The 26,017-nt window shown below is 45.4% G+C and carries 24 protein-coding genes, 1 other RNA gene and 1 other annotated feature; of the genes, 4 read left to right on the top strand and 21 right to left on the bottom strand.

The features are described from left to right. Nucleotides 1-370 precede the first annotated feature (370 nt). Entirely contained in the window at nucleotides 371-634 is a 264-nt protein-coding gene (locus ACMN7X_RS03125) for a hypothetical protein (RefSeq protein ID WP_418746047.1), read from the top strand. Nucleotides 635-645: 11 nt separating this feature from the next. Here the strand turns inward: ACMN7X_RS03125 and ACMN7X_RS03120 are convergent, their stop codons facing one another. From ACMN7X_RS03120 to ACMN7X_RS03075, 10 genes are all read right to left on the bottom strand, one after another. Then, entirely contained in the window at nucleotides 646-1,548 is a 903-nt protein-coding gene (locus tag ACMN7X_RS03120) for an AEC family transporter (RefSeq protein WP_418746046.1), read from the bottom strand. A 108-nt stretch (nucleotides 1,549-1,656) separates the two neighbouring features. Next, entirely contained in the window at nucleotides 1,657-2,835 is a 1,179-nt protein-coding gene (locus tag ACMN7X_RS03115) for an iron-containing alcohol dehydrogenase (RefSeq protein WP_418746045.1), read from the bottom strand. A 115-nt stretch (nucleotides 2,836-2,950) separates the two neighbouring features. Then, nucleotides 2,951-3,451 (bottom strand): SEC-C metal-binding domain-containing protein, encoded by a 501-nt coding sequence (locus tag ACMN7X_RS03110; protein WP_418746044.1) that lies wholly within the window; start codon nucleotides 3,449-3,451, stop codon nucleotides 2,951-2,953. Between the two features lie 92 nt (nucleotides 3,452-3,543). Continuing rightward, complete coding sequence (locus ACMN7X_RS03105; protein WP_418746043.1) at nucleotides 3,544-4,113, bottom strand: DUF305 domain-containing protein; 570 nt, start codon at nucleotides 4,111-4,113, stop codon at nucleotides 3,544-3,546. 100 nt (nucleotides 4,114-4,213) lie between these two features. After that, nucleotides 4,214-4,648 carry a hypothetical protein gene (locus ACMN7X_RS03100; RefSeq protein WP_418746042.1) on the bottom strand — a complete coding sequence of 145 codons (435 nt, stop codon included), beginning with the start codon at nucleotides 4,646-4,648 and terminating at the stop codon, nucleotides 4,214-4,216. A 7-nt stretch (nucleotides 4,649-4,655) separates the two neighbouring features. Next, nucleotides 4,656-5,678, bottom strand: coding sequence for a class II aldolase/adducin family protein (locus ACMN7X_RS03095; protein WP_418746041.1), 1,023 nt, complete (start codon nucleotides 5,676-5,678; stop codon nucleotides 4,656-4,658). Then, nucleotides 5,678-6,052, bottom strand: a complete 375-nt coding sequence (locus ACMN7X_RS03090) for a DUF1667 domain-containing protein (RefSeq protein WP_418746040.1) — start codon at nucleotides 6,050-6,052, stop codon at nucleotides 5,678-5,680. Before ACMN7X_RS03090 ends, ACMN7X_RS03095 begins: the two co-directional genes overlap by 1 nt. 4 nt (nucleotides 6,053-6,056) lie before the next feature. Continuing rightward, nucleotides 6,057-7,304: an NAD(P)/FAD-dependent oxidoreductase gene (locus tag ACMN7X_RS03085; RefSeq protein ID WP_418746039.1), complete on the bottom strand. Its 1,248-nt coding sequence runs from the start codon at nucleotides 7,302-7,304 to the stop codon at nucleotides 6,057-6,059. Next, the gene (locus ACMN7X_RS03080) at nucleotides 7,301-9,073 is read right to left on the bottom strand and encodes an FAD-dependent oxidoreductase (RefSeq protein ID WP_418746038.1); all 1,773 of its coding nucleotides are present in this window, start codon (nucleotides 9,071-9,073) and stop codon (nucleotides 7,301-7,303) included. The genes ACMN7X_RS03085 and ACMN7X_RS03080 overlap by 4 nt, the downstream gene beginning before the upstream one ends. Nucleotides 9,074-9,078: 5 nt before the next feature. After that, complete coding sequence (locus ACMN7X_RS03075; RefSeq protein WP_418746037.1) at nucleotides 9,079-9,921, bottom strand: aminoglycoside phosphotransferase family protein; 843 nt, start codon at nucleotides 9,919-9,921, stop codon at nucleotides 9,079-9,081. A gap of 133 nt (nucleotides 9,922-10,054) precedes the next feature. Here ACMN7X_RS03075 and ACMN7X_RS03070 point away from each other — a divergent pair, with 133 nt between their 5' ends. Beyond that, nucleotides 10,055-10,798, top strand: coding sequence for a helix-turn-helix transcriptional regulator (locus ACMN7X_RS03070; RefSeq protein WP_418746036.1), 744 nt, complete (start codon nucleotides 10,055-10,057; stop codon nucleotides 10,796-10,798). A 92-nt stretch (nucleotides 10,799-10,890) separates the two neighbouring features. Here the strand turns inward: ACMN7X_RS03070 and queA are convergent, their stop codons facing one another. Genes queA through pheS form a run of 3 tightly spaced genes read right to left on the bottom strand, consistent with a single transcriptional unit; the run spans nucleotide 10,891 to nucleotide 15,384 of the window. Further along, nucleotides 10,891-11,916 carry a tRNA preQ1(34) S-adenosylmethionine ribosyltransferase-isomerase QueA gene (gene queA / locus ACMN7X_RS03065; protein ID WP_418746035.1) on the bottom strand — a complete coding sequence of 342 codons (1,026 nt, stop codon included), beginning with the start codon at nucleotides 11,914-11,916 and terminating at the stop codon, nucleotides 10,891-10,893. A gap of 6 nt (nucleotides 11,917-11,922) precedes the next feature. Continuing rightward, on the bottom strand, nucleotides 11,923-14,349 hold the full coding sequence (gene pheT, locus ACMN7X_RS03060) for a phenylalanine--tRNA ligase subunit beta (RefSeq protein WP_418746034.1): 2,427 nt from the start codon (nucleotides 14,347-14,349) through the stop codon (nucleotides 11,923-11,925). Nucleotides 14,350-14,364: 15 nt separating this feature from the next. Next, nucleotides 14,365-15,384 (bottom strand): phenylalanine--tRNA ligase subunit alpha, encoded by a 1,020-nt coding sequence (gene pheS / locus ACMN7X_RS03055; RefSeq protein WP_418746033.1) that lies wholly within the window; start codon nucleotides 15,382-15,384, stop codon nucleotides 14,365-14,367. Between the two features lie 84 nt (nucleotides 15,385-15,468). Continuing rightward, nucleotides 15,469-15,692 (bottom strand) — a binding site (T-box leader). A 126-nt stretch (nucleotides 15,693-15,818) separates the two neighbouring features. Between pheS and ACMN7X_RS03050 the strand changes: the two genes are divergently transcribed. Then, nucleotides 15,819-16,655, top strand: coding sequence for a YihY/virulence factor BrkB family protein (locus tag ACMN7X_RS03050; protein ID WP_418746032.1), 837 nt, complete (start codon nucleotides 15,819-15,821; stop codon nucleotides 16,653-16,655). Between the two features lie 63 nt (nucleotides 16,656-16,718). Here ACMN7X_RS03050 and ACMN7X_RS03045 read toward each other — a convergent pair whose 3' ends face one another. Together ACMN7X_RS03045 and ssrS are read right to left on the bottom strand one after the other, a co-directional pair. Next, entirely contained in the window at nucleotides 16,719-18,965 is a 2,247-nt protein-coding gene (locus tag ACMN7X_RS03045; protein ID WP_418746031.1) for a SpoIID/LytB domain-containing protein, read from the bottom strand. Between the two features lie 72 nt (nucleotides 18,966-19,037). Continuing rightward, nucleotides 19,038-19,215: non-coding RNA, 6S RNA (ssrS, locus tag ACMN7X_RS03040), on the bottom strand. 160 nt (nucleotides 19,216-19,375) lie between these two features. Here ssrS and ACMN7X_RS03035 point away from each other — a divergent pair. Continuing rightward, complete coding sequence (locus ACMN7X_RS03035) at nucleotides 19,376-20,215, top strand: glycerophosphodiester phosphodiesterase (protein ID WP_418746030.1); 840 nt, start codon at nucleotides 19,376-19,378, stop codon at nucleotides 20,213-20,215. Between the two features lie 77 nt (nucleotides 20,216-20,292). Here ACMN7X_RS03035 and thrC read toward each other — a convergent pair whose 3' ends face one another. The 6 genes from thrC to ACMN7X_RS03005 all read right to left on the bottom strand — a co-directional run bounded on the left by thrC (nucleotide 20,293) and on the right by ACMN7X_RS03005 (nucleotide 25,904). After that, nucleotides 20,293-21,780 carry a threonine synthase gene (thrC, locus tag ACMN7X_RS03030; RefSeq protein WP_418746029.1) on the bottom strand — a complete coding sequence of 496 codons (1,488 nt, stop codon included), beginning with the start codon at nucleotides 21,778-21,780 and terminating at the stop codon, nucleotides 20,293-20,295. Between the two features lie 64 nt (nucleotides 21,781-21,844). Further along, nucleotides 21,845-22,528 (bottom strand): hypothetical protein, encoded by a 684-nt coding sequence (locus ACMN7X_RS03025; protein WP_418746028.1) that lies wholly within the window; start codon nucleotides 22,526-22,528, stop codon nucleotides 21,845-21,847. Nucleotides 22,529-22,632: 104 nt separating this feature from the next. Then, on the bottom strand, nucleotides 22,633-23,526 hold the full coding sequence (locus tag ACMN7X_RS03020) for a MetQ/NlpA family ABC transporter substrate-binding protein (protein ID WP_418746027.1): 894 nt from the start codon (nucleotides 23,524-23,526) through the stop codon (nucleotides 22,633-22,635). A gap of 25 nt (nucleotides 23,527-23,551) precedes the next feature. Then, entirely contained in the window at nucleotides 23,552-24,220 is a 669-nt protein-coding gene (locus tag ACMN7X_RS03015; RefSeq protein WP_418746026.1) for a methionine ABC transporter permease, read from the bottom strand. Next, entirely contained in the window at nucleotides 24,210-25,229 is a 1,020-nt protein-coding gene (locus ACMN7X_RS03010; protein ID WP_418746025.1) for a methionine ABC transporter ATP-binding protein, read from the bottom strand. The genes ACMN7X_RS03015 and ACMN7X_RS03010 overlap by 11 nt, the downstream gene beginning before the upstream one ends. An 87-nt stretch (nucleotides 25,230-25,316) precedes the next feature. Continuing rightward, nucleotides 25,317-25,904, bottom strand: coding sequence for a zinc dependent phospholipase C family protein (locus ACMN7X_RS03005; RefSeq protein WP_418746024.1), 588 nt, complete (start codon nucleotides 25,902-25,904; stop codon nucleotides 25,317-25,319). Between the last annotated feature and the right edge of the window lie 113 nt (nucleotides 25,905-26,017).

Genomic DNA, 26,017 nt, shown 5'->3' with positions numbered 1-26,017 from the left:
CAATGGATTTTCTAATTAGAAATGTAATATGATATCATTGGAAATGTTTTTTAGATAAGAGTATTTTAACGCAAAAAATCCCCCGACACAAATATAATGTATCGGGAGATTCTGACATTTATCACCAATTTCCTATACCCATGCGGGATGCCCGGATGGGTATTCCTTATCGCGCGAAGCCTGACGAAGGGCGCCCATGCGAAGCATCTGACATACGGGATGCCCGGATGGGTATGAATTTTGTCGAAAGATTTATATTGACTTTCTTTATACCCTATAATAGACTAATCATACATCTATTCTTTAATATTCCAAAATCCACCTTCAAAAACTTCTGTTTATTTTATCAATACTGAAAGGGCGTGAACTCATGTCGTTAACAAATGAAGACTTATTATCTATTTCTCAATTGTTGGATACAAAATTAAAACCTATAACCACAAAAGCCACGAATATCGAATTATTACTTGAAAATGATATTCTTCCGAGACTTCAAAATATTGAATCCTGCTATACCTCTACATATCGAAGATATGCCAATGGAATATCTGAACTTGATGCCTTGAAAGCCAACGTAGACATTATAGAAAAGGTTGTCGAAAGTCATTCTGCTGAATTGAAAAAACTAGCATAAAGGCTATGATCTCACCCGGCAATCATCATGCAGAGCGGTATCGTTGCAATGGATAAGAGGGTCGTCATTCCAAACAGTTCTGTGGCATAATAGTCATCCCGTCCATAGAGTATTGCCATGGTGATAGTCATCGCGCCGGAAGGGCATGCGGCCGTCACTGCGGCAACCACCCGCATCTGTTCATCAATCGGAATAAAGCGGAGCAGGAAGGCAAATATGGCAGATGAAACAACCAGGCGCAGCGCAACGACAAAAAACATCCGTCCCTTCTTCAATGTATCCCGGAAGTTTAATTGAGCCATGATCGCGCCGGACAAAAGCATGGCCAGCGGCGTATTCATATCCGCAATGGAATTCATGGCAAACGCAATATTTTCCGGAATTTTTAATTGAAAGATAAAGCATATAATCCCTCCGAAAACCGCGATCAGGCATGGATTGATCAATTTCTTCGGCTGAAATCCGCTGTTATCCAGCAAAAGGATGCCATGGGTCCAGCAGAATATATGAAACGTAGCCACGAACACAGTAGCATAAATAACGCCGAGGCTTCCAAAAAGCGCATACCCCAAAGGTACGCCGATAAAACCGCAGTTTGTATAAGTCACGGCAAATTTCTCAACAGCCAGATCATACCCTTTCTTTTCATGAAGCAAAAAATGGGCCAGCAAAATTGAAATCAAGTAACTGATCACTGCCAGTACAAATAATATACCCATGTTTTTCAAAAGAGCCGTATCATAGGCCATCTGAAAAGACATGAAAATCAGTATCGGATTAACAATTAAAGTACTTAATCTTGAAAGCTTCTCTTTTGTGTTATTATCAATAATCCCAACTCTAAAACAGATAACTCCGACGACCATAATAATGAATATGGATATAATCTTTCCGAGCACTGTAGATACGATCATCTCTGCCAATCTCCTTTTTCTTTGAATCTATATCCCTTATCGCGCGAAGCCTGACGAAGCGCGCCCATGCGCAGCATCTGACATACGGGGTGCCCGAATGGGTATCCCTTATCGCGCCATTTGGTAAATACGAATCATATCTTCTTTATCCAGCTTTTTAAAATCGCCAATCGTCCGCGTCTCCTTAAAACTGCATTTATAAGCCAGGGTTTCAATCTGCTCCTCGGTCAGATCGATGCCCATTTCATGAATAGATGTCGGCATCTCCAGCTCCCGGAAAAATCTTTCCACCGCTTCGATTCCTTCGAGGGCTGTTTTCTCCGGATGTTCAAAATCCTGAGGAATCCCCATAACATTCACAGCAAACCGGGCAAAACGTTTCGGATTCTCCATATAAACATATCTGGCCCAGCTTCCCCACAATGCAGCCAGGCCAGCGCCATGAGCCACATCAAACATTCCGCTGACTTCATGTTCCAACTGGTGCGTTGCCCAATCGGAAGAAAGTCCGCAGCCTGTCAGATTATTATGCGACAAACTGCTTGCCCACATCAGTGACGCCCGGGCATTATAGTTTTCCGGTTCTTTCATAAGGATCCGGGCATTATGGATGACCGAAACCATCAGTCCTTCAGCAATCCTGTCCGTCACCTCAAAATCCGTTTCCGTATTAAAATACCGTTCCATCGTATGCATAAGGATATCTACCGCTCCACACTTGGTTTGATACATCGGCAGCGTATAGGTCAGCTCCGGATTCATAATGGCAAAACGGCACCGCCCCAGATCATTACTGTACCCCCGCTTTATCCAGCCGTCCTCATTTGTGATCACTGAAGACCAGCTCATCTCGCTGCCGGCTGCGGCAATCGTCAACACTGCGCCAACCGGAAGACAAGCCTCCGCTTCTTTTTTCCTGCTGTAAATATCCCAGACATCGCCCTCATTTGCAACGCCATAGCCAATGGCTTTTGCCGAGTCGATAACACTTCCCCCGCCAACGGCCAGAATAAAGTCCACACCGGCCTCTTTACATAAACGGATTCCCTCATAAACAAGGGATAATCTCGGATTTGGCACTACGCCGCCCAATGAAATATAATCAATGCCGGCTTCTTTTAAAGACGTCTCGATACGGTCCAGCAATCCCGACTTTTTCGCGCTCTGTCCTCCATAATGAAGCAATACCTTTCGGCATCCCTGAGCTTTTACAAGTTTTCCTGTTTCCTTTTCCGCATCCTTTCCAAAAACCACCTTTGTCGGTGTATAATATTCAAAATTAATCATAGCTGTTCCCCCTTATCCCAAAAGCATTTTTATGAAAAGGCTCAGATACCCTTTTGATATCTGAGCCCCAATTTACTGTCTGTTTTAATGTTTCTATGCCTATCTGTCCAATCCTCTACCGTCCGCAGCAAAATTTGTATTTTTTACCGCTGCCGCATGGACATGGATCATTTCTTCCGATCTTTTTACCTTTAACGACTATTTTTGAGCGTTTCTGAGCTTTATAAAGTTCTTTTCTCCGGTCTTCATCAAGAAGTTTATCCCATTGAGGCAGTTCATAAAGCCATTCAGCCTTTGCCGCCACCATATTGTAATAAAGTTTTTCCAAATCAATATCAATTGTTACCTGGCTGTCCGCCTCGATCGTATCCACCGGATTCGGCTCTTTTAAGCTTTCATTGATACCATCCAGAAAACCACCGAAAAGAACAACATCCATTTCAAACTTGTCAGCCAGTTCCTGAACAGTACCGGAAATGACTTCTACAGGCTCCTCCAATAATTTTTCATAAACACCTTTTTCCTGAAGATAGTAGTCTGTCCAGAATTTCTGCTGAGACTGAGCATTATTATTAAATACAGACACCATATCTTCCCATTGCTGCATTAAACTCATTGTATTCACCTTATCCTTTGATTTTTTAGTCCTATAACAATTTTCTATTATATAGAATCCAAAGGTTAATGTCAAATAGGTATTTATTATTATCAACAGCGAATACACTGCAGCAAACGGCACATCTGACGTATTCCCTGTTCCTGGGATTGAATGATCGCCGCAAGGATCGGGCGAAGATCCGGGCATATATGATATTGAAGCGCATTTTTTGACATCTCCACCGCTCCTCTGTGATGCGGTATCATTTCCCACATAAAATTACAATTCACCGAATTGGTAAAACGGGCATTGGTCATACATAAAAACATCTTCTGTGTGATCTCATTTATACGGTTTTGATAATGGCACAATTCTTTATATTCATTTTTGCACTCCCCGCACTGACACTGAATTCTCTGCATATCTTCAATACTCTTTGTCTGCTCGGATATAATTCCCAGTGCAATCTCCTGAAGAGAAATATTCGTTGTATACTTCAAAAGGTTTTCAGACATTTCGATCGCCGCCTGATGATGGGGAATCATCTGAATAATAAAATTATCGGATATACTGTCTGTCAATTTAACCTCCGTCATCCCCTGAATCATTTTCTCACGAATACATTCATAGGTATCCAGATAGGCTTTTGTCACATTGCTCAATCGACATGGTTTATTCATCCCATATCCCCTTTTTTATTTAGTATATGCAAAAGGGCCCTGAAAATCTTTCCCTGATTTTCAAAGCCCCCAATTTAATTATCGAATAAGTTTAATCTCTTTATTTCGCCCGTTTTCTCCGAATCCGGACAATACTGGCTGCTGCAACGCCGAAGGATATCAGCATCAAAACAAACCACGGCAACAGTCTCACGGAATCTCCCGTCTGAGGTGAAGTACCGGAGGCCGTGTTTGACGGTTTTTCTGTCTCATCTGCTGCTTTTTTTGTATCTTTATACACAATGGCATAATCCGAAAATTTATTGGTTTCAAAGGTTAATGTATTTGTCTGCGAATCAAAGGTCGTCGGCAGAAACTCCACCACACCCTCATGATTCCGAACGACCCAGAATGTTCGGATCACAGAGCTGTCCTGATTCAACAGATTTTCCGGCACTTTAACCCTGACCTGGATACTCTCTTTGGATTCCGGCGTAATATCCGCAGCCGAAATCTCCAGAATCACATGGACATCCGCACCATTTGCCACCTGCACAAGTTTTCTAACTCATCTTCGAATAGTGATACCTGTAAACAAATCTCTGCAGCCTTGCATCAATGGGATTCAGCGGACGGGCGTCGGCGGCCTTCTCTCCATACAGCGCTGCCATGCAGCCTTTTTCCAGAATCATTTTCACTGCCAGCGCGTCTTCCCTCGTATTGCCGGTACAAAGCGCCCCATATCCTTTAATAAGCACTGCATTTTTGTGCTGAAGTTCTCTTACCATTGATTTTACATCTGAAATATCACAGCAGCAAATATTTACTCCCGCAATCTGAGATAAATCATCCAGCCAAGGTAAAAGCTTTTCACCTTTTTTGCTAAAACAAAGAGTTGCTGCGCCTCCCGCATAAATGAGATGAGCCGTGCCGCACCCGCGTCGTATCCGGATATACAGCGCTTTCGTCAGCTCCGGCGGCCGTTTTCGGGCCAAACCACTCTCTCGGACTATACTATGATACTTTTTTTCAGCGACACATTCTAACGCTTCCGCCTCCAAAAAGGTCGTTTTCAGGTCACTGCCCACAAGCAGCGCCCCATGCCTTGGAAGAAGAAAGCCCCTGCTTTCGGGATCATCCGACACGGTCTTTCTGACCGCTTTTCTGAGTTCTTTCGTTCCAGGCATCCCATAAGCCGTACAGGGCACTATATTTCCTAACAGGGCCTTTTCTTTTTCCGATTCGATCAACAATCCCTCCGGACATACACTGATTGCGGAAGCCGCTTTCTGATGTGTATGGATGACGGCTCCGACAGAAGGCCGAAGCTTATAAACATCGGCATGGATTCCCGCCTCACTGGAGGGTTTGACATCGCCTTCATAGGACACATCACAGATATTTACCGTCACAATCTTATCCGCTGTCAGTGTATCATAGGAAAGTCCGCTTGGCGTAATGACAAATTGCGTATCCGAAATCCGCGCACTGATATTTCCCCAGGTTCTCGCAGTCAGCCCTTTTTTTACCAGCTCCTTTGCAGCCTGTATCACAGCTGTTTTCGCCTTTTCTTCTTCAGTTGTCATCACTTTTTTCCTCCCTCATCGCTAAAATAGGAATAAGTCATGTCTGAGGTGCTGATCAAATCTGCTTCTGTTCCAAAAAGATGCTCAACCAAAATTTCCCCTCTTCTCAGACGCTGCTTAACGCAAATTCCATTCAGCATCTCCATGAGTTCTCCGATCTTTTCCTTTGGAATCTCCTGTGACGTCCGCACCGGAAGCACCGGAAAATCTTCAAAGGCTGTAGCCACCGTACTGCATACCGTCCTCTTTGGACAATTCATCTCTTCTATAGCAAACCGGATGCCCCTTTCGCATTTTGCATTATGAACATTTCCCTCATCATCCACCTGAAGGCGACATCCGTTCGGACATACGATACATACAAATTCCTTCATACCTCTATGCCTCCTCCAAAATAAGCTTTAACGTCTGATCTTCTCCGATTGAAAACCCGGAAAAATCCATCGAAAGTCGCTCCATCTCCGGCGGGCGCACCACCGGATATTTTTTTTCAAATACCGTCTTTTCGCCAATCTTGATTTTTAATTTTGCGTTCCGCATTTCCCGGGCCGAACGAAAATACATCGTCACATTGTCAAGGGGCGCTGAGAGGTTCAGCCGTTCCGGCACCACATAAGCGGTTCCCTCACCGGGCAATACTGGAATTCGGATGCGCTCTTTCTTCTCATAGTGGGCGCTGTTTTTTCCTGCAGACCATGCATTTTCTGTGACGTAGTCCACAAGATCATTCACATGAAGCGCATTTCCGGCGCAAAAAATCCCCTCAACCTCCGACATGTACTCCTGGTCGCATACCGGTCCCCCGGTCCTTTCATCAATCGGCACATCAAGGCTTTCCGCCAGCTCATTCTCCGGAATCAGCCCAACCGATAAAATCAATCCGTCGCATTCAATTCTCTCTTCCGTTCCCGATACCGGCTTCATATTTTCATCCACCTTCATGACTTCCACCCCGGTCAGCCGGTCGTCGCCAAACACCCGTGTCACCGTATGGGACAGATGAAGCGGAATATCAAAATCATTCAGACATTGATGAATATTGCGGGTCAGCCCGGAAGGCGTCGGTTTCGCCTCATAAACGCCCAATACCTCGGCGCCCTCAAGGGTCAGCCGCCGCGCCATGATCAAGCCGATATCCCCCGAACCAAGAATCACGCACCGCTTCACCGGCATCTCACCCATCAGATTCACATAATACTGGGCCGTTCCCGCCGTATAAATGCCGGATGGCCTTGTACCGTGGATAAACACCTGTTTCGCCGTCCGCTCCCTGCATCCGGTCGCAAGAACAATGGCTTTAGTCCTTATATGTCCGGCGCCTTCCCGATTCACGTAATAAATGACGAATCCATCCTTCACTTTTTTTATCTTTGTCACAAAAGTCAGAAGTTTTTTCTCTATATCCGAAGCAAGCACCTTGTCAATAAAACGCTCGCTGTATTCCGGTCCGCTCAATCTCTCTCCAAAGGTCATTAACCCGAAGCCATCATGGATGCATTGTTTCAAAATGCCGCCAAGTTTTCGCTCTCTTTCAATCAGCAGCACTTTTGCCCCTTCTTTGTCTGCCGCCAGCGCCGCCGCCAGTCCCGCCGGCCCGCCGCCGATTACCGTCACATCATATCTCATTTTCCGGCCTCCTTTGTTCTTCTGAAAAGAATCCTGCTTTCCGCTGTGTTCTTCCTGATATCTTCTACAGAACATCCACATTCCTTTGCCAGGATCTGTACGACAAGCGGCGAACAGAATCCTCCCTGGCATCTTCCCATGCCCGGTCTGCAGCGCCGTTTTACCGCATCCAGCGTATAAACCGGAAGCGGAGAACGAAGAACATCCAGTATCTCTCCCTTTGAAATTTCCTCACACCGGCATACAATTTCCCCATAATCCGGATTTTCTTTAATTAAAGCATCTCTCTCTTTCTCTGAAAGGGAAGCAAGATGAGGCGTCCCTTTCCGGATCGGATTAAAATCCGTATTTTTCTTTACAGACCCCGTTTCTCTTAAATAGGCCACCGCCCAACGGGCAAGTTTTACGCCAATGGCCGGCGCGGCTGTCGCCCCCGGTGACTGGATTCCCGCCGCCTCCAGGATGTTTTTACAGAAAATCCCCTTCCGCACCTGAAAATCCTCTTCATATGTCGGGGCTCGCACTCCGGCAAAATAAGCGATCACATCCGATGGTTTTATTTTTTCCGCCACCCGCATCTGTTCCCTGAGGATCCGCTCGGTTGTTTCTCTGTCCGTCGTCACATCCTCCCGATCCGGAATTTCCTGAACATCCGGGCCTACGATCATATTTTTATCCACCGTATGAATAACGGCGATCCCTTTACTTGTATTTTCATGGGACAAAGCAAATTTTATCATCTTTACCCGTTCCGCCGCGCTGAGCTTCCTGTCCTTCCCGAGAACAGTGATCGGCGACTTTACCTCTGTGGTGCGAATGTATTTTCCAACTTTCTTATCTAAAATGATATCTGTTCCCTTTCTCGGATGAATGGTGAATGTCCGGTCCCCCGCCATTTCGGCAATGACGTCCGCATATACGCCCGACGCATTGATGACAAGCTTCGGATAGATCGTCCCCCTGTTTGTTTTCACTGAACAGATTTCCCCGTCTTTTGTCTCCATGTCCAGAACCGCCGTATTCAGACAGATTTTCACACCGTTGGACACAGCGTTTTCCGCCAGCGCAACATTGACTTTGTAAGGCGATGTAAAACCGCCCGTCGGCATATATAAAGCGCCGTAAGCCCATGACGGAGCATAGGGTTCGATTTTTAACAATTGCTCTCTGTTTAAATATCTCACCCCCGGGATATGAAGCCGTTTTGAATTCATCACCAAAAGCTTCGGCAAAATTTTCTCCCATTTTGCTCCGATGAGCATTAAATGCCCGGTGCGTTCAAAAGGAAAATCCAGCTCCTTTGACAATCTGGAATACATGATATTTCCCCGGTAATTAAAATAATTTTTCTGAGAGGACGGCGAATAGTTAATTCCCACATGCACTGCGCCTCCGTTTCTTGAAGACTGTCCGGCAGCCACATCCGCCCCCTTCTCCACAAGCATAATATTCAAACGATAGCGGGACAACTCCCTTGCGGCGGCACATCCGGTCAGCCCGCCGCCGATGATCAATACATCCGGCTTCTCCCCGTCATAAAGATCATCCTTCTCACTCGGAAGTTTTTCCTTTGGCCGGTATCCCTTCAGCCGGATATCATTGATCACACCGTAATATTTCTTACAATCCACGGCGAGCCGTCCGGCTTTGACAACGGTTTCCCATTGGTCCACTTCGCCCCGAAGAACAATACACCCCTTTTCCTCGGTGACCTCAATGTCCGGCGAAAGCGCCCTGATCTTTTTTACTTTACTTCTAAAACTGCTCACGAACTCTAAACCCCCTTTACAAAAGCGGTGATTTTCCCTTGCAGATTCTCGCGTTCAAAATCGATATTCCAGTTTCCAAGGCGCAGAATATAAGCGATGATATCCCACTTGTGGCTCTCCGCTTCCGTGAGGCCGGTCATCTTCTCATAATTTTTTATAAAACTGTTATAGATGCTTCCCCGCACCATCTGCATAAAGGCAATCTTTATCTTTGAACTTCCCGGAAACAATTCGGCTTCATGGTGAAGAAAATTCATCATGGCAATCTCCGCCAGAGGATTTCCCCGCACTGCCGTCATCCAGTCAATAACCTGATAATTGTCCCCGTCACATAAAATATTATCTGTATGGAAGTCCATATGAAGAATATGATCCGATTCCGGGAGAGACAGAATATACTCTTTTATTTTTTCCTTCTCCGATTTTATCAAAAAATCGAAAACTTCCTCCTCTTCAAGTAATTCGATGGCTTCCATCCGCACATCCTTTAACTGAGGCGCCTCCTTTTCATGCACCTTCGCATGAAGATCCGCCAGTATTTTCCCCGCTTTAAATAAAATCAACGGATTCTTCGCCGGCATGTTTGTCATGGAACACCCTTCAAGCTTTTTTAAGATCAGTCCCCTTCTTCCATTGATTTTCACATCCCCATAGCAGGCCATCGGCGTACATCCCATTTCAAAGGCCGTTTTTGTATTTAAGATTTCCCTGTCGATACTGGCATCTTCTGTTTCTGAAAAATAAAGCTTCAACACCTTTCCTTCCCCAAGATCATAAACTTCGGATGAACGCGCGGAAAAATCCGGTTTATCGAAATTCACCCGTCTCAACAATTCCTCATTTGTCACTTTAACCCCCTCCTTTTATCCAATGATAATTAAATTGTACAATATGTATCTGTCTTTATTTACATATTTTTAAGATTATTATATAATTTTTAATATAGTTCTGATGGAGCATCAGTAAAACGGAGATGATAAAATGAATAAAGACTGCTTACAATTCATCATGAATAACCGAATCAGTGGATTTCAGCATCCGACCCGTGAAAATATTATGGGCCTCTTCCACAAGGTTTCTCACAGTAAGGGCGACGCCAAAGAGCAGGTTGCCCAGTATTTCAGGGAACTGAACGGCGAACAGGGATTTCTAAACGATAACGACCTCATGAATCTGCGTTACACCCTTGTCAATGACTGCTTTTATTTTTGTGAATATCTTCTTGGATACAATGTAGATAAAGAACTGGTTTATAATGTCTCGGACTACTATATTAATCAGATTAATAAAATCAACAGCCCCGATGACGCTCTTAAATTTCTTGAAGAACTGGCCGGCACTTTTTTTGAATTGGCGCAAAAGAAAAGACTGGTTTCCTATTCGTTTCGAATCGAACGCAGCCTTCAATATATCGATCAAAAACTCTATTCTCCGATCACACTGGAAGAAGTGGCCGCCGCAGTATCTGTGACGCCCCAATATCTGACCACGATTTTTCGAGAAGAGACAGGGATGACCCTCTATCAGTATATCCGAAACCGAAAGATAGACGAGGCAAAGATGCTTCTCCTCTACTCGGATGAACCCATCACCACGATTGCAAATGCCCTTGGTTTTTCCAGTAATGCGCATTTTTCCGCTTCCTTTAAATCCGTCACGGGTCATACACCGAGCAGGTTTCGCCGGAAACGAACCGATATGTTTTCCATTTCCGCCCACTTTTAACGGTTTCCATCCGTTCCGGCATATTTATACAAAAAGCTGATGCCTTCCGTGTTCCTAAAATCACAGAATGCATCAGCTTAATTTAATATCCTTTATTTAATAAACATCGCATCGCCAAAGCTAAAGAACCGATACCGCTCTTTAACGGCTGTCTCATAGGCATTTAAAATATATTCTTTCCCCGCCAGAGCCGATACAAGCATCAGCAGCGTGGATTCCGGCAGATGAAAATTGGTGATCAACGCGTCAATACACTTAAATTGATACCCGGGATAAATAAATATTTCGGTCCATCCGCTGGCTTCCCGAATAAATCCCCGGTCATCCGCCACAGATTCCAAAGTCCGAGTACTCGTTGTTCCCACGGAGATCACCCGGCCGCCCTGCCGTTTTGTCTCATTAATGATATCCGCCGCTTCTTGGCTGATCATATAAAACTCCGAGTGCATATGGTGATTCGCCACATCTTCCACCTTCACCGGCCGGAAGGTGCCAAGCCCCACATGCAGCGTCACTCTGGCAATCCGAACACCTTTTTTCTGAATGGCATCCAGAAGCTCCTCCGTGAAATGAAGGCCGGCCGTCGGCGCCGCAGCGCTGCCCTCATGTTTCGCATAAACTGTCTGATAACGGTTTTTATCCTGAAGCTTATGGCTGATATAAGGCGGCAGGGGCATTTCGCCAAGCCTGTCGAGAATCTCCTCAAAAATCCCCTCATATTCAAAACGGATGAGGCGGTTTCCTTCCTCCACCACTTCCATAACCTCGCCGACAAGCAAACCGTCACCAAAGGAGATCCGGGCCCCCGGACGGGCCTTTTTCCCCGGCTTCACCAGGGTTTCCCACACCGAATCGCTCTTTCTCTTTAAAAGAAGAACCTCGATATGAGCCCCCGTGCCTTCTTTGACACCGTGGAGTCTGGCCGGAATGACTTTTGTATCATTAATGACAAGACAGTCCTGCGGGTTCAGTTCATCAATAATATCTTTAAATATTTTATGCTGAATATCACCGGTTTTCCTGTCCAGAATCATCAGTCGGGAGCTGGAACGGTCCGCCAGCGGATCCTGGGCGATCAATTCTTCCGGCAAATCATAATAAAAATCTGACGTTTTCATGGCCGATTACTTTCTCAATTCAATGCCCATTTTTTCAAGTTCGGCAAGAATCTTATCCATCACAACATTGACATCCTTATCTTCCAGTGTCCGCGTCTTATCCCGGAATACAATCGAATAAGCCACCGATTTAAAGCCTTCTTTAATCTGAGCGCCCTCATAAATATCAAACAGCTCAAAGCTTTCAAGCAGCTTGCCGCCCCGTTTGCGGATCACTTCTTCAACTTCGCCAACCATGATATTCTTGCTCATCACCATACTGATGTCACGGGTCACTGCCGGATATTTGGCAATTCCCTGGAACTTCCGCTCAAAGGATGCCCGTTCAACCAGATAAGGCATGTCAAGAACAGCCACATAGGTTCTTGCACCCAGTTTATAATTATCGGCAACCTCCGGATGGATTTCTCCGAGGTAACCAATGACCTCACCATCATATATGATATTGGCCTGGCGCCCCGGATGAAGATAATTCTTACCGGCCTTCGGATCGTAATTCACTCTCTGTTTCATACCGATGCGCTCCAAATATTCTTCCACAACGCCTTTCATTGTAAAGAAATCGCCGGAGCCGTACATTCCCAGAGTAAACTGTACCCGTTCATCCGGATAATCCGTCAAAGGAAGTTCCTTTGGAAGATAGACTACCGCCAGTTCATAAAGTTTTGCCTCTTTATTCCGATGACTGTAGTTAAAAGCCAGAGATGTCAGCATACCGTTTAACGGCGTTGTACGCATAATACTGAAATCTTCTCCCAGCGGATTCATGATCGTTACTGTTTTGCGGAGCGGATCATTTTCATCCAATAAGAGCTTATCAAACACCTTCGGACTTTCGAAGGAATAGGTCATACTCTCAGAGAAACCGCAGAATTCGGCCGTTTCCCTTGCCACAGCCTCCACGCGAAGCTTATAAGATAATTTTCCTGTCGTTGCCTCGCCGCTCGGCAGAGTCACCGGAATATTGTCATAGCCGAAGAAACGGGCAACCTCTTCCGCCAGATCGGCCTGACCCTCCAGATCCTGCCGGAATGTCGGCACAGTCACCATCTTTGTTTCCGGATCATATTTTAATTCGAGAGGGCCGAAATAAGTCAGCATTTCATCCAGGGTCAGATCCGTTCCGAGCAGATCGTTTACTTTTTCAGCACTGAAAAGAATATCATGCTCTTCCCGTTTTTCAGGGTAAATATCCACAATGCCGTCAACCACTTCACCGGCGCCCAGTTCCTCTACAAGCTGGCAGGCCCGATTCATGGCATCAAGCGCATTGTTCGGATCCAGACCCTTTTCAAATTTACTCTGAGCATCGGTCCGCATACCGAGTTTTTTGCCGGAAAGACGGATATTTGTTCCATCAAAGCAGGCCGCTTCAAACATCATTGTCTGAACGTGATCCGTGATCATGGAGTTTTCACCGCCCATGATCCCGGCAATACCAACCGGTTTCTTACCATCGCAGATTGCCAGCATGGAATTATCCATCTGATGCTTCTGTCCATCCAGAGTGACAAATTCTTCACCATCGGCAAAACGACGGACAATGATCTGATGATCCTCAATCGTATCCAGATCATAGGCATGCATCGGCTGACCGTATTCTTCCATAACATAGTTGGTGATATCGACGATGTTATTGATCGGGCGGATACCATTGGCCGCCAGACGGCGCTGCATCCATTCCGGCGACGGCGCAAGTTTAATATTTTTAACAACGCGGGCAACATAGCGCGGACATAAATCACCGTCATCCACACGCACCTTAATATAATCATTTACATCGCCGCCGCTGCCTTTAACCTCAACCACCGGAGGAACAAACGGTTTGCGGAAGGTTGCCGCCGCCTCTCTCGCAATACCGAGAACACCGAAGCAATCCACACGGTTGGATGTGATTTCGTACTCAAATACCACATCGTGAAGTCCCAAAGCTTCCACCGCATCATCCCCCGGTTTTACGGAACCGGCTTTAAAAATATAAATACCTTCCTCCGGAGCTTCCGGATAGAAATCACGGCTGGAGCCAAGCTCTTCGATCGAGCACATCATACCGAAGCTTTCCACGCCGCGAAGTTTTCCCTTTTTAATCGCAATACCGTTTTCCGGCAGCGGACCGCCGTCATGGCCTCCGGCTACGCGGCCGCCCACACGGACAACCGGCACCAGATCTCCCTCGCTGACATTCGGGGCACCGGTAACGATCTGAACATTTTCTTCTTCACCCACATTCACCTGGCAGATGATCAATTTATCCGCATCCGGATGTTTTTCAATCTTCTCAATCTGTCCGACAACGATTTTTTCCAGATTTTTATCCATCGCAACAAAACCTTCCACCTTTGTGCCGGATAAGGTCATTGCATCTGTGTATTCCTGAGCAGTTACATCAAGGCCAGGAACATAAGCTTTAATCCATGATAATGGTGTATTCATTTTTCCTTCCCCCTTTTAGAACTGTTTTAAGAAACGTGTATCATTTTCATAGAGTAACCGCATATCGTCAATTTCATATTTCAGCAGGGCAATTCGCTCAAGGCCCACACCAAAAGCAAAACCGGAATATTCTTCCGGATCAATGCCGCTCATTTTAAGGACTTTTGGATGAACCATGCCGCAGCCAAGAATTTCAATCCAGCCGGAACCCTTGCACATACGGCAGCCCTTTCCGCCGCACTTAAAGCAGGTAACATCCATCTCGGCACTCGGCTCAGTGAACGGGAAATGATGCGGACGGAATTTAACCTTTGTCTCCTCGCCGAAAAGTTCTTTGGCAAACTCAGCCAGCGTTCCTTTTAAATCGGCAAATGTAATATGCTTGTCAATGACAAGTCCCTCTATCTGATGGAAACATGGAGAATGGGTCGCATCCACCTCATCGGAACGGTATACCCGGCCCGGCGCGATCATACGGATCGGCAGTTCCTGAGTTTCCATCGTGTGTACCTGTGTACCGGATGTCTGAGTTCTCAAAACAAACTCCTTATTGATATAGAAGGTATCCTGCTCATCCTTTGCCGGATGATTTGCCGGAATATTCAGAGCTTCAAAGTTGTAATAGTCTTTTTCAACCTCCGGTCCTTCAATCACCTCATATCCCATGCCGACGAAAATACGCTCCACTTCTTCCAGCGCAATGGTGTTTGGATGGCGATGGCCCACGTTGCTCTTCTTTGCCGGAAGGGTTACATCGATAACCTCCGCCTTTAACTGGGCTTCTCTGGCCTTTTTAGCCAATTCAGTCTTCATTTCCTCCATTCGTTTCTCAATTTCGGAACGGGTCTCATTTACCATCTGTCCAAAAGCCGGTCGTTCTTCCGGCGCAATCTCTTTCATGGACTTCATGATTGAAGTCAGCTCACCCTTTTTACCCAAAAAAGCGACACGTATTTCGTTCAGCTTTTCCAGAGCACCGGCTTCTTCAATCTGAGCCAGCGCATTCTGACGGATTTGTTCTAATCTGTCTTTCATCTCTATCGATTCCTTTCTAAAAAATACTGCCCGGGGTCTTTATTTCCTGCCGTCCATAGCATAAAAAAAGCCCCTTCGTTACAACAAAGGGACGGATTCTTCCGCGGTACCACCCTAATTCCAGACAAAATGCCTGACACTCGGATATGCGTAACGTGCATTAACGTCATCTCCTACTACCCGCCGGATTCAAAGATGCAGCTCCTGTGGGAATTTCAACATATATCTGAACTTAAACCGGCTTCCACCCGATGACCGGTCCTCTCTGGAAGAAAATAGATGTCTACTGACACATTCACAGCCTTTACACTGTGTTTTATTTTAACATATTCATTTTCTTTGTCAAGTGGCGTAACTGGATTTGGTTGCCATTTTTTCAAATCCGTGATATTATCGTTGTTATCTGAAAATGATAATATCAGGAGGAAACTATAATGCTTCGATTGATTGTCTGGGTTCAAAATATATTAAAAAAAATAAGGAAAGACCGGATTGCAGCATATTCAGGCCAATCCGCCTATTTTATCATACTGTCCTTCCTTCCTTTTCTGCTGTTTCTCCTGACACTGGTACAGCATCTGCCCATTAAGATTGAAACCATGATGGACGCCATATTTCTGGTCATTCCCCGTTCTTATGAAGGGACGGTACAGGCCATATTGGATGATATCCATGTCGAATCGGGGGCAACGATCCTCTCCTTATCTGTTATCATCACCATATGGACCGCCGGGAAGGGAATCATGGCCCTGTCCGATGGACTGAACTCGGTTCAGGAGATTGAAGAAAACCGGAATTATTTTATTCTCCGGTTAAAGGCAGCCCTCTACACACTGTTATTTGCGATCGTCATCATCTTCACTGTGATTGTTCTTATCTTTGGTAACCGGATTTACTACTGGCTGCGCACGGCATTCCCAAATATGCCCGAATATTCACAGCTTTTAAACATGCTCCAATCCTTCATCGCCATTGGATTTTATATTTTAATATTCACCCTGTTTTACAAGTTTCTTCCGGCCAAACCGATGAAGACCTTAAAACAGCTTCCGGGGGCGATTTTTACAACCGCCGGATGGATGATCGGCTCCTACATTTTTTCGTTATATGTCAAGTACTCCAGCAGTTCTTCCTATATGTACGGCAGCCTTTCTTATTTGATATTCTTTTTCATCTATTTATATTTAATGATGTATATTTTCTTTTTGGGAGCGGAATTAAATTACTTCCTGTTTCCTGAAAAAAAAGAAGATTTCCATCTGATGTATTAAATAATCCGGCGATTCCGCGGGCGAACAGATCTCTCTGCCGCCTGCGGAATACCGGATTTTTTTCTATTCTGTGATCAACTCGGAATCCGGGAAAAAGTATTTCAAAATCTCTGCATAGCCTTTTCCCATCTCCGCCATTTTCATGGCGCCATTCTGACTCATCCCGCAGCCATGGCCATAACCGCCGCCGTGAATCAGATATCCCTCGCAGATGCCGTTTTCGATCACTCCATCCATATAAAAATAAGCGCTCGGCAGCAGAGTCCAGCCCGTCACCGTTTCTCCGCTCTGAGGCATCAGCTCTGCGTTGGCCGGAGAAAATATCTGCCGGATCTTATATTCTCCATACACTGTGCAGGAATTCAGGCTTCCCTGAAGCTGAATCCCCTTCAGCAAACCGCTCTCCGCCCGCTCTAACACGGTAATATCCTCAAGCTCCCCGATATCTGTCTGACAGACAGCCTCCGCACTGTTTTGTATATCCTCCGCAGATATAAATACCTGCCATCGAAACCAGGGCAGATCCTGCTCAAAATAGGATACGCCGTCTTCCATATTGATAAACCGTCGAAAATCCTCCTCCTGCATCAGATGAAGTTCCACAGAATCATCGCTCAAAAACACGGACACAGCCTCATCATCAGCGCTGCCCTCTCCGCTGTACCAGACATCTCTCGCATCGGATGTATGCCCGCAGGAGGTTGAAAAGAAATAAGTTGGCGTCAGCCCCTCCGTATTCTGAAGGACCTGTCCCCGGGTATCCAGGACAGCCTGAATACTTTCGTCACACTCCTCCTGATTATTATATACCTGGCTGGATACCGTATCATCCAGATTTGCCGGATAATCCCTGAAAGTCGTCCCAAGGGCCCTCATGCCAAAAGTCCGGGCGCATACTGCCTGGACCTTCAATGCTTCCGCCCCATAGGAAACCGGCATTTCTCCCGGAATAACCCCGGCCACATAATCCTCCATGTTCACTTCATTAATGAGTAAAAGATTTTCTCCCCTGTCCTCAAGGCAAAGGGTACCATGATAAGACGGTGCTCCGCAGCTTCTCTCCAGCGATAAAACCTGTATTCTTCCCCGCTCACTTTCTGTCCTTACTCCGGCGCTGCCTGTTCCCGCCGGGATAGTCACCTCACTGCCTCCCTCATAACGCCGGACATCATCTCCCTGAGTGACGATAAAGGCTTCATCCGCCGTCACCGTTGCCAGGCTCTGCTCATAGCCGCCGTCATTTCCATGAAGCAGTACCCGAATCGTTTCCTCCGCATAATCCTGATAGATCACACCGCAGATCTCATTTCCCTGAAAAACAAATTCATACACTGTCCCATCCGCCGCCAGCGTTTCCTTCGCTATTTCCCGGGGCGACGGAGATATCTGATACACCGCCATATTCTCAGCCACCGGGATCTTACCGTAATTTTCCAGCACAAAGGCACCGTCTTCCAGCCCCGTCAGCGCGTCCTTTACACGGCTTGTCTTATAATCTATCCCGGTGAGCTTTCCATCGACAAATGTCAGATCCCCTATATTCGGTTCCAGCGTCCGGCTCAGCCTTCCCTCAAGCTTTATCTGCCGTTCATATCCGTCAAAAAATACCCGAAGACTGTCATTTTCGCCGAATTCGATCCAGACATTTTCCAGTCGACATTCTTCCGTATCCTCCCCGATAATGCACAAAATCTCATCTCCGGCCGTGTAGGCCTGAACAGCCTTGTCCATATAAATGTCGGCAGCCAGCCCTTCCGCCTTTTTGATTCCCTCAGATGTCAAAACCTGCCATGCTTCCAGCCCGGCAACATTGGACGGTGTGCCATGAATCGAAATTCTTTCTTTTTCCACTTTTGGGCTTTCCGCTGAAAGAAGCCGGTAGACCTCGCACCACTGATCCCTCGGCACCATACCGTCATCCTGCCGATATTTTATGGAAAAAGAAAGCAAATCCTCCGATAAATGAAACTGCTCCATCACATATCTCAGATCACCATAAGAAAATGTGTCTGCCGGATGGAACCCACCGTCCGCTTTAACATCCATCCACCCTTCCTTCAGGGCCACCGCCGCATAACTGCCATACCATTCATCTACAGCGATATCCTCAGGCAGCGGCGCGTTCTCATCGGCTTTTCCTATTTCGCCGCACTCAGAAGCATCATATCGCATCAGCGCCAGCATCCGGGCGATCTGCGCCCGATTCATCATTTCGTTTGCAGACCATTGCCGGTGAATATTTAAAAAATAAAACAGTAAAACAGTCAATGCCGCCCCGAATATTCCGATATGTAACAGATATCGCCGCAAAGATCATTCAACCCCTTTCCATATCCTTACAAAAAAAAGACGGTGGATTTACCGTCTTTTGTATCTCTCTATATATACCCAGAGTGCCGTTTCCTGCCTTTTGACGCCTAACCCGACGCCAAGTGGGTTACCTCATTAAGTTTTTTGTCTTCCACTGCAAACGGAGGCCTGACATATTCTTAATATATGGTATCCCGTACAAAATAATGTAGGTTCAAAACAGCAGGATGGTCGAACACCCCAGGCTATTTCTTCACTTATTATATCCCAAATACAATTAAAATTCAAGTATCAATAACGTACCTTCAGCATATGACAAAAAATGTCATTGACCTTTATCTGTATGGACTTTTTTTTCTCTCCGTGATACTATTAGTATATGCAAAATCACATATAAGATGAGGTTTAAAATGAAAAAACTTTCAAAACTTACTCAATCAATTTCACATTTAATAACAGCGTTTGTCGGAACTATTCTTTTTCTGATCTGTCCCCGCCTCATGCTGAATCATCAGAAAAAATGGGCCCCTTTCATGCACTGGGATTATGCGCACCGGGGGCTCCATGATAATATGTGGGGGGTTCCGGAAAACTCCATGCCCGCCTTCAAAGCCGCTGTTGACAAGGGTTACGGTATTGAACTGGATGTGCATTTGACGGCAGATAATGAGTTGGTCGTCCATCATGATGATACCCTCTATCGGATGTGCCATATCGAACGGGATATAAAAGATATGACTCTCAAGGAAATCCGCCAGTATACGCTGCTTGCAACCGATGAAAAAATTCCGACACTCCAGGAAGTTCTTGATTTGGTTAAGGGCAAAGTACCGCTGCTCATTGAGCTGAAAACGGAAGCTCATACCTGCAATCGCCTATGCCGTATCTTCTCCAAAACAATGCGCAGCTATAACGGTAATTATATCCTGGAATCTTTTAATCCGCTGGCGCTTCGATGGTTCCGCAAAAATGAACCGCAGATTTTGCGCGGACAGCTCTCCTGCAACTTTTTCAAGGAGAAACCGCACTGTGATCTGGTATTATTTATGATTACGGTTCTGGCATCCAATTTCCTGTCCCGGCCGGATTTTATATCCTATAAATATACGGATTACAAAAATCCGATGGTTCGAATCAACTGCCATCTGTTTCAGGCCCGTCTGGCCTTATGGACAATTAATACGATGGATGCCTATGACGCCGTTCGGAATAACGCGGATATGATTATCTTTGAAGGATTTGAGCCTTGATTTAAAAAGGGAATATTCCCTGACAGCCGATTTATCTGTCAGAGAGTATTCCCTTCTATTTTTCCTGTTCCTCAATTTTATATGCCAAGCCACTGTTTCACGGTCGCTTCCATAGCGTCGACGGCACATACATTGTTATGACGTACCGGCGCTGTACGGATTTCTTTCACCGCCTCCGGCTCCGGCGTGTTGGAAAGCTTCACCAGTTCATCCACCAGTTCAAACTCACTGAGAGCATCATATTTTCCATCAATCGCTGTCATCACGCTGCGGGCAAATTTATATGGACTTGCCGTGGATGCAATGACTGTCGGCTTTGTATCCTTTGTATCCGCCACATATTTTTTATAGACGGAAGCAGCCACGGCCGTGTGGGTGTCAATGACATAGCCCGTATTTTCATAGAGATTTTTAATAGTCTCAGCCGTTTCCTTTTCATCGGCATAATTACCGTAGAAATCTGTCAGCCCCGCTTTCATCTCTTCTGTAATCGTGTATTCGCCCTCTCCGGAAAGAGCCTGCATCATCGCCTTATTCTTCCCGGCGTCATTTCCCGCAATACGATAAATAAGCCGTTCCAGATTGCTTGAGATCAAAATATCCATAGACGGAGAGGATGTCACCGTAAATTCACGTTTTTTATCATAAGTACCTGTTGTAAAGAAATCAAACAAAACTTTATTTGTATTGGACGCACAGATTAATTTATCCACCGGAAGTCCGATGAGTTTCGCATAATAGGCGGCCAGAATATTGCCAAAATTGCCTGTCGGCACCGTAATGTTAATGAAATCACCATTTTTGATCTGCTCATTTTTTACCAGCGTTGCATAGGCATACACATAATAAACAATCTGAGGCACCAAACGGCCGATATTAATAGAATTGGCAGAAGAAAACTGGAAACCGGCCACGGCCAGCTCTTCAGCCAGCTTCGCATCGTTAAACATCTTTTTCACACCGGTCTGCGCATCGTCAAAATTGCCCTCGATGCCCACAACAAAGGTATTCTCACCTTTCTGAGTTACCATCTGCTTTTCCTGCACCGGGCTTACGCCGTCCTTTGGATAAAATACAATGATCCGGGTTCCCGGAACATCGGCAAATCCGGCCATCGCCGCTTTACCCGTATCTCCGGAGGTGGCCGTCAGAATAACGATTTCATTATTCACATGGTTTTTCTTTGCCGCCGTCGTCATCAAATGAGGTAAAATGGATAAGGCCATATCCTTAAAGGCAATGGTATTGCCGTGAAAAAGCTCAAGGAAATAAGCGCCGTCCGCCTGTACCAATGGTGCGATCACCTCTGTATCAAACTTGGAATCATAGGCATTTGCAATACAATTCTTTAATTCCTCTTCCGTAAAATCCGTTAAAAAGAGTTTCATCACCTCATAGGCTGTTTCCTGATAGCTCATACCTGCCAGCCTTTCCATCGGCACTTCCAATTTCGGCAAAGATGTCGGGACAAATAAACCGCCGTCATCCGCAAGGCCCTTCAAAATAGCCTGAGATGCAGTGACCGTTTCACCATGTCCCCGTGTGCTTGTATATGTTAAATTCATCTCTTCTCCCTCTTTCTTTATCAACCAAATGTGCACTTTAGTATATCACAGTATAAAGCAGTCTTCAAGCCTCTTTCGCCATCTGATCTTCATATTGAATGTATAATATTTTAAACAAGGCCCACAAAACAACAATGATGATAACCGGAATCCACCACTGAATATCAAATAAATGAATACCGGATAAAAAGAACACACCGCCATAAGCCGCAGCGATAATCACCGCAATTAAAACAATAAGTCCCATCATCTGCGGATTCGTCATACGATTTGTTTTTGCTTTTAATATCCCTGAAACATATAAATAGATCAGCACGGTTCCCAGAAGAATGGCGGCTGTAGCCGACAAATAGCCCATATTGATCTCTACCGGCTGTTTAATAAAATTACCTCCGGCAATCAATACATCCCCTAAACGCACCAGATACATCAGCGCCAGTGCATATATAATCGTCACTCCTCTGGACAAAATGAGTTCTTTGCCGGAGGCGTGCCGCATATTTTCGCAAAGTTTATTACAATATTCCCGGTAATCTCCACCGGATAAGATTTCAAGATTTTTCCGCTTTCCATAAGCACGCAGGGTATTCCGAATAATCGTCTTACGCACCTGCTCAACATCATAGTCGCATATTTTTTGAGTTTTCATATAACCAACCATATCCGACAAAAGTTTCTTATCTGCGACGTTCAAACGTCTCTCCCGTTCTTTATTTTCCCTTCTCAGACTGCCTAAGAGATTCTCCATAAATTTTTTCTCCCCTTCAGTTTGTACTCCCCTTCGAATCCACCGAAGGCCTATAACAAATGGCGGCCGAAATACTTCCGGCCGCCGCATGATCACTGTATCAATTATTCTAAAGGTAATACAGCTCCTTCATAAGTTGTTTCAATGAAAGATTTAATTTCATCGCTCTTTAAAACTTCAACTAAAGTTTTAATCTCCGGTCTTTCCTCATCGCCTTCGCGAACAGCAATAATGTTGCCATAAGTCTGAGCTGCTTCAGAATCTGCTTCTTCTTTAGCCAGAGCATCTGTCTCAACATTGAAGTTTGCCTGAAGGGCATAATTTCCGTTTAATACAACAAAATCTGCATCTTCCACTGCTCTGGCAATCTGAGCAGCTTCCATCTCAATAATTTTTACATTGTGAGGATTTTCATCAATATCATTGGCTGTTGCATTTAAACCGGCACCTTCCTTTAATGTAATAACGCCGTTTGTTTCAAGCAAAAGTAAAGCTCTTGCTTCGTTTGTTGCATCGTTTGGAACGATGATCTCTGCGCCGTCCGCAATGTTTGCCAGGTCATTGCTCTTTCCAGGATAGATTCCCAGCGGCTCGTAATGGATAGAACCGGCGGAAACCAGCTTTGTTCCCTGCTCTTCATTAAAGTTTTCGAGATATGGGAAATGCTGGAAGTAGTTTGCATCCACATCGCCTGCATCTACAACTTTGTTTGGCTGAACGTAATCCGTAAACTCAATAACTTCAAGTTCAATACCTTTTTCAGCCATCATTTCCTTTGCGGCATTTAAAATCTCAGCATGCGGTGTCGGAGATGCCGCTACGGTTAATTTTGTTCCGGCTTCAGCAGCACCGCTTGTTTCTTCGCCTGTTTCTGCTGTTGTCTCTGCTGTTGTTTCAGCCGTTGTTTCTGCCTTTGTCTCTTTTGAAGAGTTTCCGCATCCTGTCATCGCTGCGACGCAAAGTGCTGCAGCCAATACTAAGGATAATCCTTTTTTCATTTTTATTCTTCCTTTCCTTTTTCGTCTACTCCCGTATACGTTTATCCGTTTTCTTGGAAATTTTCATGCCGATGATCTGGAAAATCTGTACCAGGATTACAAGCAGGATAACCGTAACGATCAGAATATCAAACTGATAACGGTTATAGCCGTAACGAATGGCTATATCTCCCAGACCGCCGCCGCCAAGGGCTCCCGCCATGGCGGAATATCCAAGAATTGTTCCGATGACAATGGTACAGCCCACGATCAATGACGTCTTTGCTTCCGGGATCAGAACCTTGAGAATAATTGTTTTCGTGGAAGCGCCCATACTCAGGGCCGCTTCGATCACTCCCGGGTCCACTTCCAACAGCGAAGATTCGATCATTCGCGCCACATACGGCGCCGCCGCAATGACCAAAGCTACGATAGTGGCCGTAGGGCCGTAGCTTTTTCCGGCAATCAGCCGCATCAGCGGGGTAACCAGAATCATCAGGATCAAAAACGGTACGGAACGTAATATATTTACAACCACGTCAGCGATCATATTGACCACCGGCATTGGGTGCAAACCATTTTTTCGGGTGACCACCAGCAAAATTGCCAGAGGCAGTCCCAGAATATAAGAGAAAATTGTAGATACCAAAACCATGTACAGCGTTCCCTGGACACCTTCTGCGATCATCATCCAAACATCTGAACTAAATAACATAATCTTCCAACTCCTCTACCACAAGATTTTTCGAACGGAGATAGTAAATCGCCCTGTCCCCCTGGAGCCTGTCCTCAGGAAGCTGGAGAATCATATGTCCATAGGCTTTTCCATCAATATCCTTTGTATCCGCAAACATGATATTCACCGCGATCTTACACTCCATAATGAGATTGGAAATCACCGGTTCATAGGAGGATTTACCGTCAAATACAACACGGATGCAGCGTTTTCCGAGAGCCGCCTGATTTCCTCCGGATTTCTGATAAATGATCCGTTTGGCTGTTCTGGATTCGGGCTGGGTAAAGACCTTTTCCACCGTGCCCACCTCCGCCAGCTGGCCGTCATCAATAATGGCCACATGGCTGCATATACTCTCCACAACAGACATCTCATGGGTGATGATCACAATGGTAATACCGTATTTTCGATTAATATCCCTCAACAGTTTCAGAATCGACTGGGTCGTCGCCGGGTCCAGCGCGCTGGTCGCCTCATCACAGAGAATAATCTTCGGATTTGTCGCCAAAGCTCTCGCAATAGCCACTCTCTGCTTCTGTCCGCCGGATAACTGGGCCGGATACATCAGCGCCCGGTCCTTTAAATCGACAATCTCCAACAATTCATCGATCCGCTTATCAATATCTTCTTTTTTCATTCCGGCAATTTCCATGGAAAAAGCAATATTTTTCCGTACATTCCGCTGCTGAAGCAAATTAAAATGCTGGAAAATCATCGCTACTTCCTGGCGGGTCTTCCGAAGCTCCTTATCGGATAAGGCCGCCAGATCCTTGCCGTCGATCTTTACTGTCCCGGAAGTCGGACGCTCCAAAAAGTTTATACATCGGATCAAGGTACTCTTTCCGGCCCCGCTCATACCGATGATTCCAAATATGTCCCCTTTTTGAATATCCAGGTTGATATCTTTCAGCGCATAAACCGTCTGCGTTTTGCCCCTGAAAGTTTTATCCAGATGCTCAATCTTAATCATTGGTTCCAATTTTATCATCCTCTACTTTTCTTTTATATAAATTGTAAAAAAAGTACTTCAACCAGGATTGTTAAAGTACTTTTGTAAATCCTTATGAATCTTCCTTCAGGCCACCCGTATATAGTGACGCTGCTGCTGGTGACGCAGTAACATCACAGCCTCAAGCACCTGACGGCATACTTCAACACTGTGTCTGCAGTCAATATCCTGTCCATCGGCTGCCATTTTAATATATTCCATATGGCAGTTTTTAATAAAATTACAAATATCATCTACGGAAGACATGGACATTCGAATCAATGGCTGATTCTCAATATTCTCCTGGCTGACATAATGACGCATGGCATGCTTGAGAACTTCTTCATAACTCACATGGTCCTTCAGATTTCCCTTGAATTTCTTATTATGCGGCAATGTAAAATAATCTGCGATATAGTGGGTGATCACACCCAGATCCTTGCATCTGGACATGGAAAGGCCCTCATCCCCGCTATATTCCTCGATCACCTTACGCAGTTTCTTCTCTAAAATGTCAAAAGTCGTATCCATCTGATGCTTTTTTGTAATAAATGACGGCACCAAATCCGGCAAAAGGCTTCCAAACTGAAACATATAAGTATGAGCTATGAACGCATCATCTCTAAATTCATTCAACATATGATTAGCAAGTGAAATATGTGATTTCTTACGCATAGTGCCTCCTTTTGACAATAGCATAACTATTAGACCCTTCCTATTGTACAATGATTTTTCGCGAATGACAAGTGTAAATCTCTGATTTCCTGTTATTTCTTGACAATCACCCC

The organism is Frisingicoccus sp. (assembly GCF_048388605.1).
Taxonomy (GTDB): Bacteria; Bacillota; Clostridia; order Lachnospirales; family Lachnospiraceae; genus Frisingicoccus.
This window is presented reverse-complemented; position numbering and strand designations above follow the sequence as displayed.

Coding starts and splice junctions, on each gene's coding strand:
- ACMN7X_RS03015 (WP_418746026.1), bottom strand. CDS start 24,220: ATGTTATTTAGTTCAGATGTTTGGATGATGATCGCAGAAGGTGTCCAG.
- thrC (WP_418746029.1), bottom strand. CDS start 21,780: ATGAATTTAACATATACAAGCACACGGGGACATGGTGAAACGGTCACT.
- ACMN7X_RS03115 (WP_418746045.1), bottom strand. CDS start 2,835: ATGATTAATTTTGAATATTATACACCGACAAAGGTGGTTTTTGGAAAG.
- ACMN7X_RS03095 (WP_418746041.1), bottom strand. CDS start 5,678: ATGACAACTGAAGAAGAAAAGGCGAAAACAGCTGTGATACAGGCTGCA.
- ACMN7X_RS03085 (WP_418746039.1), bottom strand. CDS start 7,304: ATGAGATATGATGTGACGGTAATCGGCGGCGGGCCGGCGGGACTGGCG.
- pheS (WP_418746033.1), bottom strand. CDS start 15,384: ATGAAAGACAGATTAGAACAAATCCGTCAGAATGCGCTGGCTCAGATT.
- ACMN7X_RS03010 (WP_418746025.1), bottom strand. CDS start 25,229: ATGATAAAATTGGAACCAATGATTAAGATTGAGCATCTGGATAAAACT.
- pheT (WP_418746034.1), bottom strand. CDS start 14,349: ATGAATACACCATTATCATGGATTAAAGCTTATGTTCCTGGCCTTGAT.
- ACMN7X_RS03110 (WP_418746044.1), bottom strand. CDS start 3,451: ATGAGTTTAATGCAGCAATGGGAAGATATGGTGTCTGTATTTAATAAT.
- ACMN7X_RS03125 (WP_418746047.1), top strand. CDS start 371: ATGTCGTTAACAAATGAAGACTTATTATCTATTTCTCAATTGTTGGAT.
- ACMN7X_RS03050 (WP_418746032.1), top strand. CDS start 15,819: ATGCTTCGATTGATTGTCTGGGTTCAAAATATATTAAAAAAAATAAGG.
- queA (WP_418746035.1), bottom strand. CDS start 11,916: ATGAAAACGTCAGATTTTTATTATGATTTGCCGGAAGAATTGATCGCC.
- ACMN7X_RS03120 (WP_418746046.1), bottom strand. CDS start 1,548: ATGATCGTATCTACAGTGCTCGGAAAGATTATATCCATATTCATTATT.
- ACMN7X_RS03005 (WP_418746024.1), bottom strand. CDS start 25,904: ATGCGTAAGAAATCACATATTTCACTTGCTAATCATATGTTGAATGAA.
- ACMN7X_RS03025 (WP_418746028.1), bottom strand. CDS start 22,528: ATGGAGAATCTCTTAGGCAGTCTGAGAAGGGAAAATAAAGAACGGGAG.
- ACMN7X_RS03090 (WP_418746040.1), bottom strand. CDS start 6,052: ATGAAGGAATTTGTATGTATCGTATGTCCGAACGGATGTCGCCTTCAG.
- ACMN7X_RS03035 (WP_418746030.1), top strand. CDS start 19,376: ATGAAAAAACTTTCAAAACTTACTCAATCAATTTCACATTTAATAACA.
- ACMN7X_RS03105 (WP_418746043.1), bottom strand. CDS start 4,113: ATGAATAAACCATGTCGATTGAGCAATGTGACAAAAGCCTATCTGGAT.
- ACMN7X_RS03070 (WP_418746036.1), top strand. CDS start 10,055: ATGAATAAAGACTGCTTACAATTCATCATGAATAACCGAATCAGTGGA.
- ACMN7X_RS03020 (WP_418746027.1), bottom strand. CDS start 23,526: ATGAAAAAAGGATTATCCTTAGTATTGGCTGCAGCACTTTGCGTCGCA.